An 18,743-nucleotide genomic window follows, 5' to 3' on the forward strand; every position below is an offset into this window, starting at 1 on the left:
GTCGCTGATGTGCTGACTGAAAAACCGCATTCGCGAGCAAGCCCGCTCCCACATTTTTTACTGTGTTCGCTTGATGAATCAGCGGCGGCTGCTGACTTCGGCGGGTACATCATCGCCCGCCATGCGCTTGCGAAACAGCGCGGTGCGCGCCAATAGCAACGTGGTCACCGGCACCGTGATCGAGAGCAAGATCGGGATCAGCCAGCCGTGCAACACCGGCCCGGACTTGAGCACCGAAAAATAGATAATCGACGCCAACGCCACGCACCAGGCGCCCAGCGTCGAAGCCAGGGCTGGCGGGTGCATGCGCTGGAAGAAGCCCTTCATCCGCAGCAAGCCAAGCGCGCCAATCAACGCAAACACGCTGCTGAGCACCAGCAGCACTGCGACAACGATTTCCATCCACAACGGCATCATTCAATCACCTCCCCACGCAGCAGGAATTTCGCCAGGGCAAACGAGCCCACGAAGCCGAACAGTGCAATCAGCAGCGCCGCTTCAAAGTAGGTGTCACTCGCATACCGAATGCCCAGTACCAGCATCATCAGCATCGCCAGGATGTACAGGTAGTCCAGCGCGAGTACCCGGTCCTGGGCCGACGGGCCCTTGAACAGGCGGATCAGGGTCAGCACCATGGCCAGCGAGAACAGGAACAGGCTGAACAGGATCGCATTGGAAAGCAGGGCGCTCATTCGAAGATCTCCATGAGGGGCCGTTCATAGGCATCCTTGAAGTGCTGGATAAAGTGCGCTTCGTCATCCAAGTCGAACACGTGCAGCAGCAGGATGCTGCGGTCCAGCGCCAGTTCAGACCAGACGGTGCCGGGCGTGACGCTGGTGATCATCGACAGCACGGCCAGGCCGTTGGCGTCGCGCAGGTCCAGGGGGATCTTGATAAAACGCGAGCGCGGCGGGCGTGACCCACACGTCAGCACGCCCCAGGCCACTTGCAGGTTGGAGATGATCACATCCCGGCCCACGCGCAAGAACAGGCGAATGATCACCCCAGGGCGACGGATACGGATTGGCAACGGCCGCAACGGCGCCATCAGCAAGGGCGCAAGAACGCCCAGCAACGCACCCAGCAGCAGGTTGCCAGGGCTCACCGACAGGTTCAACACCAGCCACAATACCCACAACGCCAGGGACAGCCACGGGGCAGGGAACAGACGCTTCATGGCTGCACCTCCAGCGCGGCGGACTTGGCTTCAGGGCTCGGAATCGGGCGCGTTGCCATGACGGCCATCACGTAGTGTTCCGGGTTGTTGAGGCTCTCGGCGGTGGCCTGGGTGTAGCGCATCAACGGTTCGGCCTTGAAGGTCAGCAGGATGCTCAAGCCCAGCAGGAAGAAGATCGGCACGCACTCATAGCGGCGCAGCAGCGGCGAGGGGCGCTCCTCCGGGGTCCAGAAGCGCTGGATGCCCAGGCGGGCGAAAGCGATCAGCGAGGCCAGGCCGGACAGGATCAGCAGCGCCACCAGGCCCCAGGCCGCAGGACGAATCGGCTCATCGACACTGACGCCCAGGCCCAGCGGATTGACCAGCGCACTCAACAAGCTGAGCTTGCCGATAAACCCCGACAGCGGCGGCATGCCGATGATCAGCAAGGCGCACGCCACGAAGCTCAAGCCGAGGAAGGCCATGGTCCAGGGGATGACCTGGCCGATCACGGCTTTCTGCTCGTCATCGAGGTTGACGCCCGGACGCGGGTGCAAGGATTCCATGGCCTTGGGCAGCGCGTCGATTTCCTCGTCCAGCGGCAGGTCATTGGCCGAGCGCGAGCGTTCGATCAATTCGGCCAGCAGGAACAGCGCACTCAGCGCCAGCGTGGAGCTGACCAGATAGAACAACGCGCCGGCAGTCAGGCTTGGCTGGGCAAAGCCCACCGCCGACAACAGGATCCCGGCCGAAACCAGGATGCTCAGGCTCGCCATGCGCTCCAGCCGCTGCGCAGCGATCATCGCCAGCGCCGCGCAGATGATCGTGGCCATGCCGCCGTACACCAGCCAGTCGCCGCCAAACAGCGCCGAGGCCCCGGCCTGGCCGGAGAACAGCAGGGTCCACAACCGCAGCACGGTGTACACGCCAACCTTGGTCATGATCGCGAACATCGCCGCCACCGGTGCGCTGGCCGAGGAATAGGCGGGCGCCAGCCAGAAGTTCAGCGGCCACATGCCGGCCTTGGCCAGGAACGCGGTGGCGAGGATTGCCGCACCGGCGTGCAGCAAGCCGCGATCAGCCTCGGGCACCAGCGGGATTTTCAGCGCCAGGTCAGCGAAGTTCAGCGTGCCGGTGACGCCGTAGATCATCGCTGCACCAATCAGGAACAACGACGACGCCAGCAGGTTGATCGCAATGTAATGCAGCCCCGACGACACCCGCGCCCGCCCCGAGCCGTGCAGCATCAAGCCGTAGGACGCCGCCAGCAGCACCTCGAAGAACACGAACAGGTTGAACAGGTCGGCGGTCAGGAACGCGCCGTACAGGCCCATCATCTGGATCTGGAACAATGCATGGAAACTGGTGCCGGCACGGTCCCAGCGAGCCATGGCGAACAGCAGCGCGCTCACCCCGATGATCCCCGTCAGCACCAGCATCAGTGCCGACAGTTGGTCGATCACCAGCACAATGCCGAACGGCACCTGCCAGTTGCCCGGCAGGTACACGCCAATCGAGCCAGGGCCGCCTTTTTGCGTCCAGTACAGCAGCAGAATCGCGATACCCAGGCCGATCATGCTCGAGAACAGGTTGATGCGCGCCTTGAGCGGGCGGTGCTTCTCGCCGAGCATCAGCATCAACGCGGCGGTCAGCAACGGCAGCAGGATCGGCGCGACGATCAGTTGATTCATCCACGTCATTCCTTGGGCTCCCGGCCGTCCACATGGTCCGTGCCGGTCAGGCCCCGGGAGGCCAGCAGCACCACCAGGAACAAGGCGGTCATGGCGAAGCTGATCACGATTGCCGTGAGCACCAGCGCCTGGGGCAGCGGGTCGGTGTAGTTGAGCAGGTCTTGCGGCACGCCGTCTTTGATGATCGGCTCCTTGCCGATAAACAGGCTGCCCATGCTGAAGATGAACAGGTTGACCCCATACGACAGCAGGCACAGGCCCATCACCACCTGGAACGTCCGTGGGCGCAGGATCAACCAGACGCCGGAGGCCGCCAGGACCCCAATGGCGATTGCGATGACTTCTTCCATCAGGCGGCTCCTTCCGTTGCGGCAACCACTTTGGCCTGGTTGCTCGGTTTATGCGCTCGTACGGATTGGTGACCGAGGGCGGTGAGCATCAGCAGCGTCGAGCCGACGACCATGGCGTACACGCCGACGTCGAAGAACAACGCGCTGGCGATATGAATGTCGCCCAGCAGAGGCAGGCTGAAATGCCAGGTGTGCGTGGTCAGGAAGGGGTACCCGGCAAACAGCGCACCGAGCCCGGTAAGGGTCGCCGAGAACAGCCCGAAGCCCATCCAGCGCATCGGCCGCAGGCTCATCTGCGCCTCGACCCACTGGGTGCCGGCGACCATGTATTGCAGGATAAACGCCACCGACATCACCAGCCCGGCGACGAAGCCGCCGCCCGGTTGGTTGTGGCCGCGCATGAACAGGTAGAACGACACCACCAGCGCAATCGGCAGCAGCAGGCGCACCAGCACCGCCGGCACCATCATGAAGCCCAGGGCGGTGTCGCTGGCCTGGCGCGGGTTGACCAGGTCGGTGGCCACGTCCGGCGCGAGCTGGCGCTGTTGCGCCGGCAGTTGCATGCTTTCCTTGGACGGGCGGAAGCGGCGCAGCAGGGCGTACACCGTCAGCGCCACGGCGCCGAGCACGGTGATTTCGCCCAAGGTGTCGAAGCCCCGGAAGTCCACCAGCATTACGTTCACCACATTGCTGCCGCCGCCTTCGGGCAGGGCGCGACTCAAGTAGAACGAGGAAATGTCGTTGGGCGTCTGGCGCGTCAGCATCGCGTAGGACAGCAGCGCCATGCCGCCACCCACCACGGTGGAGAGCAGGAAGTCACGCAGGCGACGGACACGTGCCTTGCGCAGCGAGCTGGGCAGTGGCGAGACTTCTTCGATCCGCCGTGGCAGCCAGCGCAGGCCCAGCAGGATCAGCACGGTGGTCACCACCTCGACCACCAGTTGCGTCAGCGCCAGGTCCGGCGCCGAGAACCACACAAAGGTGATGCAGGTCATCAGGCCGCACACGCTGACCATGGTCAGGGCCGCAAGCCGGTGATACTTGGCCTGCCAGGCAGCGCCGAGGGCACAGGCAATCGCCAGCAGCCACAAGGTCACGAACACGATGGACCCCGGGATTTTCGGGCGGTCGCCCCAACTGATGCCGCTGTGCAGCATCGGGATCAGGCCGGCGATCACTGCCGCCAGCACCAGCAGGAACAGCTGGGTCTGCAGGCGTTTGGTGCTGATGCGTTTTTCGATCTTGCGCACGCCGCGCATCATCACTACCAGGCTGCGCTCGAAGCCGCGCTTGCCGTTGAAATAACTGATGATCGGCGGGTATTTGAAGCGCCCGCGCTTGAGCTGCTTGCGCAGCAGCAGGTACAGCACCACGCCACCGGACATCGCCACCAGGCTCATGATCATCGGCGCATTCCAGCCGTGCCAGATCGCCAGGCTGTACTCGGGCAGCACTCCGCCTACGACCGGCAGGGCGGCGGCGGCGAGAATCGAACCGACCACCTGGGCCGGGAAGATCCCCACCAGCAGGCAGGTGAACACCAGCAGCTCGACCGGCGCGCGCATCCAGCGCGGCGGTTCGTGTGGGGTGTGCGGCAGGTTGGTGGCGGTCGGGCCGAAGAACACGTCGACAGTGAAGCGCAGGGCGTAGGCCACGCTGAACGTACCGGCAATGGTCGCGATCAACGGCAGGGCGAACTCCACCCAGGCGGTCGAGGTGATGAACACGGTTTCGGCGAAGAACATCTCTTTGGACAGGAACCCGTTGAGCAACGGTACGCCGGCCATGGAGGCACTCGCGACCATCGCCAGGGTCGCGGTAAACGGGATCAACCGCACCAGGCCGCTGAGCTTGCGGATATCGCGGGTGCCGCTTTCGTGGTCGATGATACCGGCGGCCATGAACAGCGAGGCCTTGAAGGTCGCGTGGTTGAGAATGTGAAACACGGCGGCGACGGCGGCCAGCGGGCTGTTGAGGCCCAGCAGGAGGGTGATCAGCCCGAGGTGGCTGATCGTGGAGTAGGCCAGCAGGCCCTTGAGATCGTTTTGGAACATGGCGCAGTAAGCGCCGAGGAGGAGGGTGAGGGCGCCGGCACCGCCGACGATCCAGAACCATTCTTCGCTGCCGGACAGCGACGGCCACAGTCGGGCCAGCAGGAACACGCCGGCCTTCACCATCGTCGCCGAGTGCAGGTAGGCGGAAACCGGGGTCGGCGCCGCCATCGCGTGGGGCAGCCAGAAGTGGAACGGGAACTGTGCGCTCTTGCTCAGGGCGCCGATCAGCACCAGCGCCAGCATGACCGGGTACAGCGAATGCGCGCGAATCTGCTCGCCCGCCGCCAGCACCAGGTCCAGGTCATAGCTGCCGACGATATGCCCCAGCAGCATCACCCCGGCCAGCAGGCACAGACCGCCCGCACCGGTGACCATCAGCGCCATATAGGCACCCCGGCGTGCATCGGCGCGGTGGTGCCAGTAGCCGATCAGCAGGAACGAGAACAGGCTGGTCAGTTCCCAGAAGAACACGATCTGGATCAGGTTGCCGGAAATCACCAGGCCCAGCATGGCCCCCATGAAGGCCAGGAAAAACGCGAAGAAACGCGGCACCGGGTCTTCCGGTGACATGTAGTAGCGGGCGTACAACGACACCAGCGTGCCGATGCCCAGCACCAGCATCGAGAACAGCCAGGCGAACCCATCCATGCGCAGCACGAAGTTCAGCCCGAGGCTGGGCAACCACATGAATTCTTCGCGGATCACGCCACCGTGGGCGATCTGGGGGTAGAGCAGGGCGACTTGAATCGTGCCGACCAAGGCCACAAGGCCCGCCAGCAGGGATTCGGTGTTACGCGCATTGTGCGGCAGCAAGGCCGCCAGACAGCTGCCAATAAAAGGCAGAAGCAGTAGAACTATCAGGGACATAGGCTTCTAATCTGCGGGAGTTTGGGATGCATCATACGTGCCGCTTTCTCGATCACCAAACGGCAAGATGTGGCAGGATCCTACAGAGGTCGGAGACGGCAGCTATAAGCGGCAAGCTACAAGAGGATAGCCGAGGGTATATTTCTTGCCGTTTGCCGCTTAAATCATCAACCCTGGCTTTCCGGTTCAACCTCGGCTTTGGCGTCGACAACTTTCGAACCGCGCGTCTTCAGTTCACTGACAATCACCGCCACCACAATCAACGCCGCGCCCAGCATCGCCAGTGGCGGGAAGCGTTCCCCGGCGATCCGCCCGATAACCCCGGCCCACACCGGCTCGCCGGCATAAATCAATGTGGCACGGGTGGGCGAGACGCTCTGCTGCGCCCAGTTCATCGCTACCTGGATCACCGCGCTGGTCAAGCCCAGGCCCACGGCGCTGAATACCAGCAACCATGAAAACCCCGGCAACGCTTCGCCCATCGGCACCACCATCAAAAATGACAGCAGCGACGCTGTGGCCAGTTGCACCACCGTCACCCGGCGCACGTCCACCTGCCCGGCATAGGCGCCGATAAGGATGATTTCGGCCGCCACCGCGATCGCGCAGATCAGCGTGGCGATCTCGCCGGGGCTGAAGTTGAGCGAGGCTCCGGTCGGGCCGGTCAGCAGCATCAACCCGGTAAAGGCCAGCATGATGCCGATGCTGGGCATCAGCCCCGGACGGCGCCCCAGCACCAACCACTGCAACAGCGGCACGCACGGTACATACAGCGCCGTGATGAAGGCCGATTGGCTGCTTGGAATGGTTTGCAGGCCGATGGTCTGCATGCCGTAGCCGAACATGATCGAGGTGCCGATGAAGGCGCCCGCCTTCAACTCGAACAGGGTCAGGCCGCGCAGGGTGCGCAGGGAGAAGAAGCCCACCACGATGGCCGCTGCGGCAAAGCGCAGGCCTACGAAAAACATCGGCCCGCTGACCGTCATGGCATGCTGCACGAGCAAGAAGGTGCCGCCCCAGATCATGGTGATAAACACCAGCAGGCATTCGGCTTTGCTGAAACGGTTGAAACGTGGGGCGGTATTCGCGGCGGTCATGGCGGCTCGGTCTTGCAAGGGAAAGGCACGGACCGCACAATGCGCCGCACTGCTGGGCAGTATACTGCGCACACCCACCTTATGAGCAATATAGTGCACAAAGAAAATCCGCAACGGGCCTCGGTCCTGCAGCACGTCAGCCAGAACGTCAGGCGCCTGCGCCATGCCGCCGACCTGAGCCAGACTGCGCTCTCGGAAAAGTCCGGGGTGAGCCGGCGCATGCTGGTGGCCATTGAGGCGGGCGAGAAGAACGTCAGCCTGTCGACCCTCGACCGCGTGGCCGAAGCATTGGACGTGGCGTTCAGCGACCTGATCCAGGCCCCGGATGCGCCCGACCACAGCCGCATCAACGAGCTGGCCTGGGCCGGGGATATCCCCGGCAGCAAGGCGGTCTTGCTGGCCAGGGCCCACGCCCGTCGCGAAGTCGAGCTGTGGGAAATGCGCCTGGAGCCGGGAGATCGCTACAGCCCCGAGCCGGATCCGGAAGGCTGGAGTGTGCAGCTGTTCGTGTTCGAGGGAAGCCTGACGCTGCTATTGGACGAGGAAGAACGGCACGTCGCGGCCGGCGAGTTCTATATGTTCGCCAGCCGCCAGGTCCACGCCTATTGCAATCAGGGTGATGTGGCCGTGCGCTTTGTGCGCAACGTGGTGATCTAACTGTCTGCCAGGCAACAGTGGATGGACACTTTGCTGGTTTGAAACCCGCCCTGGTGCCCTGATTTACCAGCAACTCGCTGATTTTATTGGTGATTAAATTCAGGCACGACTCCTGCAGTCACTCCAGCATCCCATCGGAGCCTGGAGTCGGCCCATGTCAGCCCATCCTCAACACCCTGCCCATATCATCCGCTCGGATGCCGAAGCCATCGAGGTCGCCAAGCGCCTGGCCGAACGCTTCGCCGTCGACGCCAGCGTGCGTGACCGCGAGCGCCGCCTGCCGGTGGCCGAACTCGACGAATTCTCCACCAGCGGCCTGTGGGGCATCACCATTCCCAAGGCCTACGGCGGCGCCGAAGTGTCCTACGTGACCGTGGCCGAAGTGATCAAGTTGATCTCCGCCGCCGACCCGTCCCTGGGGCAAATCCCGCAGAACCACCTGGGCGTGGTGGACATCCTGCTGCAAACCGCGACCGAGGAACAAAAACGCCATTACTTCGGCAAGGTGCTGGCCGGCTACCGTTTCGGCAACGCCTTCTCCGAAGCCAAGAGCAAAAACGCCGGCACCTTCGACACGCAGATCCGCGTGCACGGCGACACCGCGCAAATCAACGGCGAGAAGTTCTACTGCACCGGCGCGCTGTTCGCGCATATCGTGCCCACCGTCGGCAACAACGAACACGGCCAGGCGTTTATCGCCTTTGTCGAGCGTGACGCGCCGGGCTTGAGTGTGATCGACAGCTGGGACGGCTTTGGCCAGCGCACCACCGCCAGCGGCGGCGTGACCCTCGACGGCGTTACCGTGCCCCTCAGCGCGGTAATCCCCGCCCACCAGGCTTTCGATCAACCCACCGCCAACGGCCCGATCTCGCAGATCATCCAGGCTGCCGTCGACACCGGCATCGCCCTCGGTGCCCTGGAGCAGGCGAAGATTTACGCACGCCAGGCGCGGCCATGGATCGACAGCCAACAGGATCACGGCTGGCAAGACCCGTTCACCATCGCCGCCATCGGCGACCTGGAATGGCGCGTGCACGGCACCGAAGCGATCCTCGCCAAGGCCGGCAAGACGGTGGACCAGGCGCTGGCCGAGCCGAATGAAGACAGCGTCGCCAACGCTTCACTGGTCGTCGCCCAGGCCAAGGTGCTGTCGGCGGAAACCGCCTTGCTCGCCAGCAGCAAACTCTTCGAACTGGCTGGCACTCGCTCGGTCACCGGCAAACACAACCTCGACCGTTTCTGGCGCAACGCGCGCACCCACACCCTGCACGACCCGGCCCGCTGGAAATACCACCTGATCGGCAACTTCGTGCTCAACGGCGTGAAGCCCGCACGCCACGCCTGGAACTGAGGAGCCTGACCCATGACTGCACTGAATCAAGCGCGCCAACTGCTGGACAGCACCCGCCGCGCCGTTGCGAAAAGTGACGACCCCTACGTGATCAGCCGCTTCGGCGACCTGCAAATCCGCGTGGACGTGGCCGCCGCCTTGCTCGAACGCGCCGAGACCCACCCGAGCCCGGTGGCCATCACCGAAGCACAGATCGCTGCCGCCGAAGCCCTGCTTTTTGCCAGCGCCACCGAATTCGAACTGACCGGCCAACGCACCGCATTACCGCCGAGCCTCGATGACCCGCTGCGCCACAAATACCAGGTTGTCGGCAACTACCATCTCAACGGAGTGCTTTGATGTCCCGTGAAATCCGCTTGAACGCCTTCGACATGAACTGTGTCGGCCACCAATCCCCTGGCCTGTGGGCGCACCCGCGTGACCGTTCGTGGCAGTACAAGGACCTGGAGTACTGGACCGACCTCGCCAAAATCCTCGAGCGCGGCAAGTTCGACGGCTTGTTCATCGCCGATGTGCTGGGCATCTACGACGTGTACAACGGCAACGGCGACGCGGCGATTCGCCAGGCAGCACAAGTGCCGGTCAACGATCCGCTGTCGCTGATCGCACCGATGGCACTGGTTACCGAACACCTGGGGTTTGGCCTGACGGCGTCGTTGTCGTTCGAACACCCGTACCCGTTCGCGCGCCGGCTTTCGACCCTCGATCACCTGACCAAGGGCCGCGTCGGCTGGAACATCGTCACCTCCTACCTCGAAAGTGGTGCGAAGAACCTGGGCCAGAAAGCCCAGACCGAACACGATGCGCGCTACGACTACGCCGAGGAATACCTGGAGGTTTGCTACAAACTCTGGGAAGGCAGCTGGGAGGAGGGCGCGGTGCTGCGTGATCGCGAGCGCCGGATCTTCAGCGACCCGAGCAAAATCCACGAGATCCGCCACGTCGGCAAGCACTTCCAGGTGCCCGGCATTCACCTGTGTGAACCGTCGCCGCAGCGCACGCCGGTTCTGTACCAGGCCGGCGCGTCGAGTCGCGGCAAGCAGTTCGCCGCCGAGCAGGCCGAGTGCGTGTTCGTCGCCGCACCGTCCAAAGTGCTGCTGAAAAAGACCGTCGCCGACATCCGCCGGCGTGCAGCCGAGGCGGGGCGCGATCCGAAGAAAATCCTCATCTTCAACCTGCAGACGGTGATCGTCGGCGAGACCGACGCCAAGGCCAAGGCCAAGTTCGAGGAGTACAAATCCTATGTCAGCTATGAAGGCGCGATGGCGCTGATTTCCGGCTGGACCGGCATCGACTTCAGCCAGTTCAAACCCGATGAGCCACTCAAGCACGTGCACACCAACGCCATTCAGTCAGCGGTGGAAGCCTTCTCCACGGCGGACCCGAACAAGGTCTGGACTCCGAATGAATTGGCCGATTGGGTGGGCATCGGCGGCTTTGGCCCGCTGTTTGTCGGCGGCCCGGAAACCGTGGCGGACCTGTTGCAGGAATGGGTGGAAGAGACCGATGTCGACGGCTTCAACCTGGCCTACGCGCTGACCCACGAAACCTTTATCGACGCCGTCGACCTGCTGGTGCCGGAACTGCAGAAACGCGGCGTGTACAAGACCGAATACGCCCAAGGCACCTTGCGCGAGAAGCTCTTCGGCGACGGTGCACGGCTGGCGCCGAACCATCCGGGGGCCGGTTATCGCGACCTTAAGGCCAGCGCAATCTAACTGACTCAAGCCGATCCCCGTGGGCGCCGGCAAGCCAGCGCCCACAGGGGAGCGGTGTCGAGTCAAATAATTCAGCCAGCGGACCACCGCACGCACACCCCTTGAATAGGAGCATCACCCCTATGAGCGTGCACGAACTCAAGCGTCCGCTGGCCCTGGAATGGCCTGCCGAACTGCTCGGCAATCTGCCCAAGGCCCTGGAGCAACTGCAGCATTGGGCGCAGATCACACCGCTGCACACCGCGCTTCGCCACAAGCGCCAGGGCCAGTGGTATGCCTGGCGCTGGATCGACGCGCTGCGCGATGTCGAGCGCCTGGCCGATGGCTTGCGCCAGCAGGGTTTCGGCGAGTCGTCGCGGCTGGCCCTCAGCGGTGCATTTGAGCCCAACCTGTTGCTGCTGGCCCTGGCGGCGCAGTCCGTGGGCGGGCCGGTGCTGACCCTCGCCGATCACCTCGACACCGAAGCCTTGCACCAGCAGCTATGGCGCATTCGTCCCACCCATTGTTATGTGCAGGACCGCCAACAGGCACGGCATTGGCCAGCCGCCAATCGACTCGATTTTGCCCAGCTGCTGGGCCCCACCGACCCGGCGCAGCAAGTGCAGCGCTGGTGGCAACCCAGCGGCGAAACCGCGCTGTGGAGCGAGGAGGGTACCCAGTGGCAGGGCGGCCTGGCGGTGGTGCTCGAGCAATGGCTGAACAGCGGGCACGGCCTGGCGTTCCCGGAAAGCCCGGCCTCGGCGCGGCGCGATCGCAGTGAAGTCGCTCCCACCGGCCTGCTGCTGTCGCCCGCGCGCCTGCAATCTTTGGCCGAGGATATCGAAAGCCGCCTGGCACCCCACGGCACCTGGCGCCGGCGCCTGTGCGACTGGGCCATCGCCCACCCGCACAGCGGCCTGCGCCGCCTGCTGAAAAATCGCGTGCGCAAACTGCTCGGCTTCCAGCGGCTCACCTACATCTGGCAGCCCCTCACTTCCACGACAGAGCCGACATGGCTTGCCGAATTCAAACGGGAAAGCGCATGACCCAGGCCATTCTCCAGGTGCGGGATATCTCGCTGTCGTTCAAAGGCGTGAAGGCGATCAATGCGTTGTCCTTCGAGGTGCGGCGCGGTGAGATCTGCGCGTTGATCGGCCCCAACGGCGCCGGCAAAAGCTCGTTGCTCAATGTGCTCAACGGCGTGTATCGCTTCGATGCCGGCGAGATCGTCTTCGAGGACCAGCACTTGCACCGCATCGATCCGCTGGGCGCGGCGCGCCGAGGCATTGGCCGGACCTTCCAGAACAATGCGCTGTTCAAGAAAATGAGTGTGCTCGACAACGTCCTCACCGGCCTGTCGCGGCACATGCGCAGCAGCTTGATCGAGCAGGCGCTGGGCTTGCCCCGCGCCCGCCGTGAAGCCGAGGCGTTCCGTCAGCGGGCGCAGGGCATCCTCGAGTTCCTGGAGCTGCAGGCCCACCGCGATGTGCTGGTGGGCAACCTGTCCTACGGCCTGCAAAAACGTGTGGAGCTGGGGCGGGCGCTGATCGCCGGGCCCAGCCTGTTGCTGCTCGACGAACCCATGGCCGGGATGAACGCCGAGGAAAAACAGGAAATGGCGCGTTTCGTCGCCGACGTAAACCGCGACCTCGGCACCACCGTGGTGTTGATCGAGCACGACATGGGCGTGGTCATGGGCCTGTCCGATCATGTGGTGGTGCTCGACTACGGGCGCAAGGTCGGCGACGGCACGCCGGCGGACGTGCAAGCCAACCCCGAGGTGATCGCGGCCTACCTGGGAGTCGCACACTGATGACCTTCTTCTTCGAAACCCTGCTCGGCGGCCTGCTCGCCGGTACCATGTACTCGCTGGTCGCCATCGGCTTCGTGCTGATCTACAAGGCCAGCGGTGTGTTCAATTTCGCCCAGGGCTCGATGCTGCTGTTTGCTGCGTTGACCTTCGTCAGCCTGCACGATCAGGGCGTGCCCTTTGCCCTGGCATTGCTGCTGACGGTGATCGTGATGATCGTCGGCGCGTTGCTCATCGAGCGCCTGGTGCTGCGCCCGCTGGTCAACCGTTCGCAGATCACCCTGTTCATGGCCACGCTCGGGCTGTCATTCATTATCGAAGGCCTTGCCCAGGGTTTGATGGGCTCGCAAGTGCGCGCGCTGGACCTGGGCATCGACGACGTGCCGCTGTTTGTCGGGCCGCTGATGCTCAGCCAGTTCGACCTGATCGCCGCGACCGTGGCCGTGGTGCTGGTGACGGTGCTTGCGCTGCTGTTCAACAAGACCCGCATCGGCGTGTCGTTGCGCGCGGTGGCGGATGACACCACGGCGGCGCTGTCGATCGGCATCAACCTCAACCGTATCTGGCAGATCGTCTGGGCCGTGGCCGGCGTGGTCGGGCTGGTGGCGGGGTTGCTGTGGGGCGCGCGCCAGGGCGTGCAGTTCTCGCTGTCGCTGGTGGTGCTCAAGGCCTTGCCGGTGTTGATTATCGGCGGCTTTACCTCGATTGGCGGGGCGATCGTCGGCGGGCTGATTGTCGGCGCGGCGGAGAACCTCGCCGAGGTGTACATCGGCCCGTTGATCGGCGGCGGCATCACGCCGTGGTTCGCTTATGTATTGGCCCTGGCCTTCCTGTATATCCGTCCCGCCGGCCTGTTCGGCGAGCGCGCCATCGAGCGAGTCTGAAACCATGTCGACCCCTGTTGCTCAACTCACCGCGCCGCTGTTACTGGTTCAACGGCGCGTGCCCTGGGGCCTGCTCGGCCTGTTGGCAGTGGCCTTTATCGGCGTGCCGCTGTGGGGCAATGACTATTGGCTCAACGCGATCCTGATCCCGTTCCTGGTGCTGTCCCTCGCCGGGTTGGGCCTGAACCTGCTTACCGGCTATACCGGGCAGACCTCCGTGGGCGCGGCCGGCTTCATGGCAGTCGGCGCCTTCGCCACCTATGGCTTCCTGTTGCGCCTGCCGGAGCTGGGCTTGCCGGTGGCGCTGCTCGGCGGCGGGATTATCAGCGCATTGGTCGGGCTGCTGTTCGGCTTGCCGAGTTCGCGGATCAAGGGCTTCTACCTGATGGTCACCACCCTGGCCGCGCAGTTTTTCCTGGAGTGGCTGTTCGTCAAATTCCCCTGGTTCTACAACTACGGCTCGTCCGGCACGATCTCGGCGCCGAAGCTGGCGTTGTTCGGGTACGACCTCAACACGCCGCTGGGCCGTTACCTGCTGACCCTGGTGACGGTGCTGCTGCTGACCTGGACCGCAATCAACCTGGTGCGCAGCCAGGTGGGGCGCAACTGGATGGCGATCCGCGACATGGACACCGCCGCCGCCGTGGTCGGCATCCCGGTGGTGCGCTACAAGCGCCTGGCGTTTGCGGTCAGCTCGTTCTACCTGGGGATCGCCGGCGCGCTGTGGGCCTTTGCCTACCTGGGCACGGCGAGTGCCAGCAGCTTCGATATCAACCGCTCGTTCCAGATCCTGTTCATCATCATTATCGGCGGCATGGGCAGCATCGCCGGCAACTTCGTCGGCGCGGCCTTCATCAGTTTGCTGCCGATCTTCCTCAGTCATGCCGGGCAAGCATTGTTCGGTGGGTCGGTGGATGCAGGGCAGTTGCAGAACCTGCAGAAAATCATCTTTGGCGTGTTGATCATCGTGTTCCTGATCAAGGAACCCGAGGGGCTGATTCGCCTGTTGCACAACCTGCGTGACCGTGTGCGGCAGTGGCCGCTGCGTTTCTAACATTCCCTCAAGAGAATTCCCATGCGTGCATCCTTGAAACGTTCCCTGGCCGGCGCCGCCTTCGCGCTGGCTGCCCTGGCCGGCGCTGTGCCCCCGGCGATGGCTTCGCCCGACCAGCAATTCATTCCCCTGGCGACCTACCGCGTGGGCGCCTACGCGTCCAGCGGCGTGCAGGTCTGGGCCGGGATGATCGACTACCTGCGTTATATCAACGAGGTCGAAGGCGGCATCAACGGTGTGAAGCTGGTGTGGCAGGAATGCGAGACCGAGTGGACGGCGGAGAAGGGCATCGAGTGCTACGAGCGCTTCAAGAATGGCCTGGATGGCGCGCCGGTCGCGGTGTACCAGCCCAACGGCGCCCCGGCGGCCTATGCCTTGAGCGAGCGCGCCGAGGTCGACAAGATCCCGCTGATCACCCTCGGTTACGGTCGCACCGAAGCCACTGACGGCACGGTGTTCCCCTATAACTTCCCGGTGATGCTGACCTTCTACAGCGAAGCCTCGACCCTGGTGAATTACATCGCCCAGCGTGAAGGCGGTTTCGACAAACTCAAGGGCAAGAAGATCGCCACGGTCTACCACGACTCGGCCTACGGTCGCGAAACGCTCGGCCCGCTGAAGTTGCTCGCAGAGAAATACGGCTTCGAAAATATCCAGATTCCGGTCGCCGATCCCGGCAACGAGCAGTCGGCGCAATGGCGCCAGGTACGCCAGGCCAACCCGGACTGGGTGTTCCTGCGCACCTGGGGCGTGTCCACCCCGGTGGCGGTGAAGACCGCCGCGCGTTTCGGCTTCCCGGTCGACCACATCATTGGCGATATCTGGGCCAGCTCCAGCGAAGACGTGCTGCCGGCCGGTGCCTCCGCCAAAGGCTACCTGGCGCTCACGCCGTACCCGGCCGGCGCGGATTTCGAGATCCACAAACGCCTCAAGCAATACATCCTCGATAAAGGCCACAGCGACCTCAAGGACCTGAAAAACTTCGGCAGCGTCTACTACAACTCCGGCTTGGTAAACGCCGCCGTGGCTGTGGAAGCGATCCGTACCGGCCAGGCCAAGTTCGGCAAGCGCCCACTCAATGGCGAAGAGGGCCGCTGGGGCCTGGAACACCTGAATATCGATGATGCGCGCCTCAAGGACATGGGCTACCTGGGCCTGATGCAGAACCTCAAGCTGTCATGCCGCGACCACGAAGGCGGCGGTTCGGCGCGGGTGCAGCAGTGGGAGGGCGCCAACTGGACGCTGGTCAGCGAGTGGATCGCCGCCGACCGCGCGCTGTTGCGTCCGCTGATCGATGAGAAATCGGCCGCGTTCGCCAACGAAAAAGGCCTGACGCCGCGTACCTGCACCGGGGATGAATAAACCATGAGCCAGCCCGCCGCCGACGCCGCACGCCCGTCACTGCTGACGGTCAACGACATTGAAGTGATCTACGACGGTGCGATCCTCGCGGTGGCCGGGGTGTCGCTGGAGGTGCCCAAGGGCGGTATCGTCGCCTTGCTCGGCGCGAACGGCGCCGGCAAGAGCACCACGCTCAAGGCGATCTCCGGGCTGGTGCGCGCCGAACGGGCCGAAGTCAGCCGGGGCACGATCGAGTACGCCGGCGCCGACCTGGCCGGTGTCGATCCCGGCCAGCGCGTGCGCGATGGCATGGTGCATGTGCTGGAGGGCCGCCATGTGTTCGGCCAGCTCAGCGTCGAGGACAACCTGCGCAGCGGCGGTTTCGTGCGGCGCCCGAGCCGCCAGGACCTGGAGCGCGACCTGGAGCGCATCTACGCCTGGTTCCCCCGGCTCAAGACCAAACGGCACACCCGCGCCGGCCTCACTTCCGGCGGCGAGCAACAGATGGTCGCCATCGGCCGGGCGTTGATGACCCGTCCTACTTTGGTACTGCTCGACGAGCCGTCCATGGGTTTGGCGCCTATGATCGTGCAGGAAATCTTCGAGATCATCGCGCAGCTCAATCGCGAACAGCAGGTGAGCTTCCTGATCGCCGAGCAGAACATCAACGTCGCGCTCACCTATGCGTCCCATGGCTATGTGCTGGATACTGGGCGCGTGGCCTTGAGTGGCAGCGCCGCTGAACTGCTGGCGCGGGGCGACTTGCATGACATTTATCTGGGTAAACAGTAAGGGCCAACCTGCATGACTGAAACCATCCGCAACGCCGATGTCCTGATCATCGGCGGCGGCCTGAGCGGCACGATGCTCGCCGTGCAACTGCTGCGCCTGCCGGGCCAGCGCCGGATCCTGGTGATCGAGCCGCGCGCCGAACTCGGGCGTGGCGAGGCCTACAGCGCGGTCGAGCTGGGCCACACCCTGAACGGCAATGCGGCGCGCATGAGCGTCGACCCCGACAATGCCGACGACCTGACCCAGTGGCTCACCGATTACATCGGCGCCGGCGGATGGCCGGAGTCGGCCGAGCAACCGGTGCCCGTCAGTGAACTGTTCCCGCCGCGCGGGCTTTTTGGCGTGTACGCACAGCAACGCCTGGCCGAGGCCAAGGCCTTGTCTGCGTCGACTGTCGAGCATGTGCGCGGGGAAGTGGTCGACCTGCAAGTGAGCGCCGATTCAACCCTGCTGACCCTCGATAACGGCCAGCAACTGCGCGGCACCCGCGCGGTGCTGGCTACCGGCATGTTCCCGGCGGCGCGTACGCCGCAGACCGAGTCCAGTGGCTTGAATGCCGCTGCGGTCGACCCGTGGGATGTGCAGGCGATGACCCAGATCGACGCGCAGGCACCCGTGCTGATCATCGGCTCCGGGCTGACCATGGTCGATGCCGTGGTGTCTTTGGAGCAGGCCGGGCATCGCGGGCCGATCGAGATTTTTTCCCGCCACGGACTATTGCCCCATGCGCGCCGCCAGCCGCCGAGCTGGGAGGATTTTCTCGCCGCCGACCACAGCCTGCGCAGCCCTCTGCAATTGCTGCGCGAGGTCCGTCGTCAATGCCGTCTCGCGCTGGCGCAGGGCATCGATTGGCAGGCGCCGCTGGACACGGTGCGTGCGCATATCGGGCGGTTGTGGAGCCAGGCCAGTGAGCGCGAGAAGCGCCAGTTCGTGCGGCATGTGCGGCCATGGTGGGAGAGCCATCACCACCGCTCACCGCCGTTGAGCGCGCAGTTGGTGGCGCGATTGCGGGAGGAAGGGCGGTTGCGCATTCGGGCGGCGTCGTTCAAAGGGCTGGAGTCTGGCGGCGAGGGCGTGACGATCCGCCTGCGCGCGCGTGGCGAGCAGGCGATCCGCCAGGTGTCGGGGGCGGCGCTGATCAACTCCAGCGGCATCGAATACGACTGGCGCCGCGTGGCCCGGCCGTTGCCGCGGCAGCTGCTCGAACGCGGGTTGATCCAGCCCGGACCCTTGGCGCTGGGGATTGCGGCGGATGCGTCGGGGGCGGTGCTGGATGCCGAGGGCAATGTCAGCCAGCGCCTGTTCGCCATGGGCCCGCCGTTGCGCGGGATGTGGTGGGAGAGCACGGCAGTGACCGACGTGGCGATCCAGGCCAAGGCGCTGGCTGCCAAGCTCACACAGCGCTGATGTGGAAGCTGGCTTGCCTGATTCCTGTGCCTGGCGCAGTTCCCACACTGGTTTGTGGCTGGCTTGATTCCTGTACCTGGCACAGTTCCACTGTGGGAGCTGGCATGCCTGCGATAGCGGTGGGTCAGTCAACCATGATGCAGCTGATCCACCGCATTCGCAGGCAAGCCAGCTCCCACACTTATTTGTGGCGGGACTGAATCCTGTGTCTGGGCACAGTTCCACTGTGGGAGCGGGCTTGCTCGCGAAGGCGCAGGGTCAGTCAACCATGATGCAGCTGATCCACCGCCTTCGCAGGCAAGCCAGCTCCCACACTGGTTGGTGGCGTGACTGAATCCTGTGTCTGGCGCAGCTCCCACACTGATTTGTGGCGGGCCTGATTCCTGTGCCTGGCGCAGCTTCAATGTGGGAGCGGGCTTGCTCGCGAAGGCGCAGTGTCAGTCAACCATGATGCAACTGATCCACCGCCTTCGCAGGCAAGCCAGCTCCCACACTTATTTGGGGCGGGACTGAATTCTGTGCCTGGCTCAGTTCC

18 protein-coding genes are annotated in these 18,743 nt (G+C 64.3%); 11 read left to right on the forward strand and 7 right to left on the reverse strand.

Going from position 1 to position 18,743, the window contains the following annotated elements; translation table 11 throughout:
- Window positions 1–78 precede the first annotated feature (78 nt).
- The 7 genes from AC07SI_RS23605 to AC07SI_RS23635 form a co-directional block, all read right to left on the reverse strand.
- A complete protein-coding gene (locus tag AC07SI_RS23605; protein WP_495006611.1) occupies window positions 79–417 on the reverse strand; it encodes a Na+/H+ antiporter subunit G in 339 nt (112 codons plus the stop codon).
- Window positions 414–692, reverse strand: a complete 279-nt coding sequence (locus AC07SI_RS23610) for a K+/H+ antiporter subunit F (protein WP_005789171.1) — start codon at window positions 690–692, stop codon at window positions 414–416. Before AC07SI_RS23610 ends, AC07SI_RS23605 begins: the two co-directional genes overlap by 4 nt.
- Window positions 689–1,177 (reverse strand): Na+/H+ antiporter subunit E, encoded by a 489-nt coding sequence (locus tag AC07SI_RS23615; protein ID WP_106803394.1) that lies wholly within the window; start codon window positions 1,175–1,177, stop codon window positions 689–691. The genes AC07SI_RS23610 and AC07SI_RS23615 overlap by 4 nt, the downstream gene beginning before the upstream one ends.
- Window positions 1,174–2,856, reverse strand: a complete 1,683-nt coding sequence (locus AC07SI_RS23620) for a monovalent cation/H+ antiporter subunit D (RefSeq protein WP_106803395.1) — start codon at window positions 2,854–2,856, stop codon at window positions 1,174–1,176. Before AC07SI_RS23620 ends, AC07SI_RS23615 begins: the two co-directional genes overlap by 4 nt.
- Window positions 2,853–3,197, reverse strand: coding sequence for a Na+/H+ antiporter subunit C (locus tag AC07SI_RS23625; protein WP_003192163.1), 345 nt, complete (start codon window positions 3,195–3,197; stop codon window positions 2,853–2,855). Before AC07SI_RS23625 ends, AC07SI_RS23620 begins: the two co-directional genes overlap by 4 nt.
- Window positions 3,197–6,118, reverse strand: coding sequence for a monovalent cation/H+ antiporter subunit A (locus AC07SI_RS23630; protein WP_495006612.1), 2,922 nt, complete (start codon window positions 6,116–6,118; stop codon window positions 3,197–3,199). The genes AC07SI_RS23625 and AC07SI_RS23630 overlap by 1 nt, the downstream gene beginning before the upstream one ends.
- Window positions 6,119–6,285: 167 nt before the next feature.
- Window positions 6,286–7,215, reverse strand: coding sequence for a DMT family transporter (locus AC07SI_RS23635; RefSeq protein WP_065900996.1), 930 nt, complete (start codon window positions 7,213–7,215; stop codon window positions 6,286–6,288).
- Window positions 7,216–7,308: 93 nt separating this feature from the next.
- Between AC07SI_RS23635 and AC07SI_RS23640 the strand changes: the two genes are divergently transcribed.
- The 11 genes from AC07SI_RS23640 (at window position 7,309) to AC07SI_RS23690 (ending at window position 18,208) form a co-directional block, all read left to right on the forward strand.
- A complete protein-coding gene (locus AC07SI_RS23640) occupies window positions 7,309–7,872 on the forward strand; it encodes a helix-turn-helix domain-containing protein (protein ID WP_065900993.1) in 564 nt (187 codons plus the stop codon).
- A 154-nt stretch (window positions 7,873–8,026) separates the two neighbouring features.
- Window positions 8,027–9,223, forward strand: coding sequence for an SfnB family sulfur acquisition oxidoreductase (locus AC07SI_RS23645; protein WP_495006613.1), 1,197 nt, complete (start codon window positions 8,027–8,029; stop codon window positions 9,221–9,223).
- 12 nt (window positions 9,224–9,235) lie between these two features.
- On the forward strand, window positions 9,236–9,562 hold the full coding sequence (locus AC07SI_RS23650; RefSeq protein WP_065900990.1) for an acyl-CoA dehydrogenase: 327 nt from the start codon (window positions 9,236–9,238) through the stop codon (window positions 9,560–9,562).
- Window positions 9,562–10,941 carry an LLM class flavin-dependent oxidoreductase gene (locus tag AC07SI_RS23655; RefSeq protein ID WP_065900988.1) on the forward strand — a complete coding sequence of 460 codons (1,380 nt, stop codon included), beginning with the start codon at window positions 9,562–9,564 and terminating at the stop codon, window positions 10,939–10,941. The genes AC07SI_RS23650 and AC07SI_RS23655 overlap by 1 nt, the downstream gene beginning before the upstream one ends.
- Window positions 10,942–11,063: 122 nt before the next feature.
- Window positions 11,064–11,966 carry an AMP-binding protein gene (locus AC07SI_RS23660; RefSeq protein ID WP_120448994.1) on the forward strand — a complete coding sequence of 301 codons (903 nt, stop codon included), beginning with the start codon at window positions 11,064–11,066 and terminating at the stop codon, window positions 11,964–11,966.
- The gene (locus tag AC07SI_RS23665) at window positions 11,963–12,733 is read left to right on the forward strand and encodes an ABC transporter ATP-binding protein (RefSeq protein WP_065900979.1); all 771 of its coding nucleotides are present in this window, start codon (window positions 11,963–11,965) and stop codon (window positions 12,731–12,733) included. The genes AC07SI_RS23660 and AC07SI_RS23665 overlap by 4 nt, the downstream gene beginning before the upstream one ends.
- On the forward strand, window positions 12,733–13,614 hold the full coding sequence (locus tag AC07SI_RS23670; protein WP_065900978.1) for a branched-chain amino acid ABC transporter permease: 882 nt from the start codon (window positions 12,733–12,735) through the stop codon (window positions 13,612–13,614). The genes AC07SI_RS23665 and AC07SI_RS23670 overlap by 1 nt, the downstream gene beginning before the upstream one ends.
- A 4-nt stretch (window positions 13,615–13,618) precedes the next feature.
- Window positions 13,619–14,668 (forward strand): branched-chain amino acid ABC transporter permease, encoded by a 1,050-nt coding sequence (locus AC07SI_RS23675; protein ID WP_120448993.1) that lies wholly within the window; start codon window positions 13,619–13,621, stop codon window positions 14,666–14,668.
- 21 nt (window positions 14,669–14,689) lie between these two features.
- Window positions 14,690–16,030: an ABC transporter substrate-binding protein gene (locus AC07SI_RS23680; protein WP_495006614.1), complete on the forward strand. Its 1,341-nt coding sequence runs from the start codon at window positions 14,690–14,692 to the stop codon at window positions 16,028–16,030.
- Between the two features lie 3 nt (window positions 16,031–16,033).
- Window positions 16,034–16,801, forward strand: a complete 768-nt coding sequence (locus AC07SI_RS23685; protein ID WP_495006615.1) for an ABC transporter ATP-binding protein — start codon at window positions 16,034–16,036, stop codon at window positions 16,799–16,801.
- A gap of 12 nt (window positions 16,802–16,813) precedes the next feature.
- A complete protein-coding gene (locus AC07SI_RS23690) occupies window positions 16,814–18,208 on the forward strand; it encodes an FAD/NAD(P)-binding protein (RefSeq protein ID WP_495006616.1) in 1,395 nt (464 codons plus the stop codon).
- Window positions 18,209–18,743: the final 535 nt, after the last annotated feature.

It is taken from the genome of Pseudomonas sp. GW821-FHT05D12, from assembly GCF_059419825.1.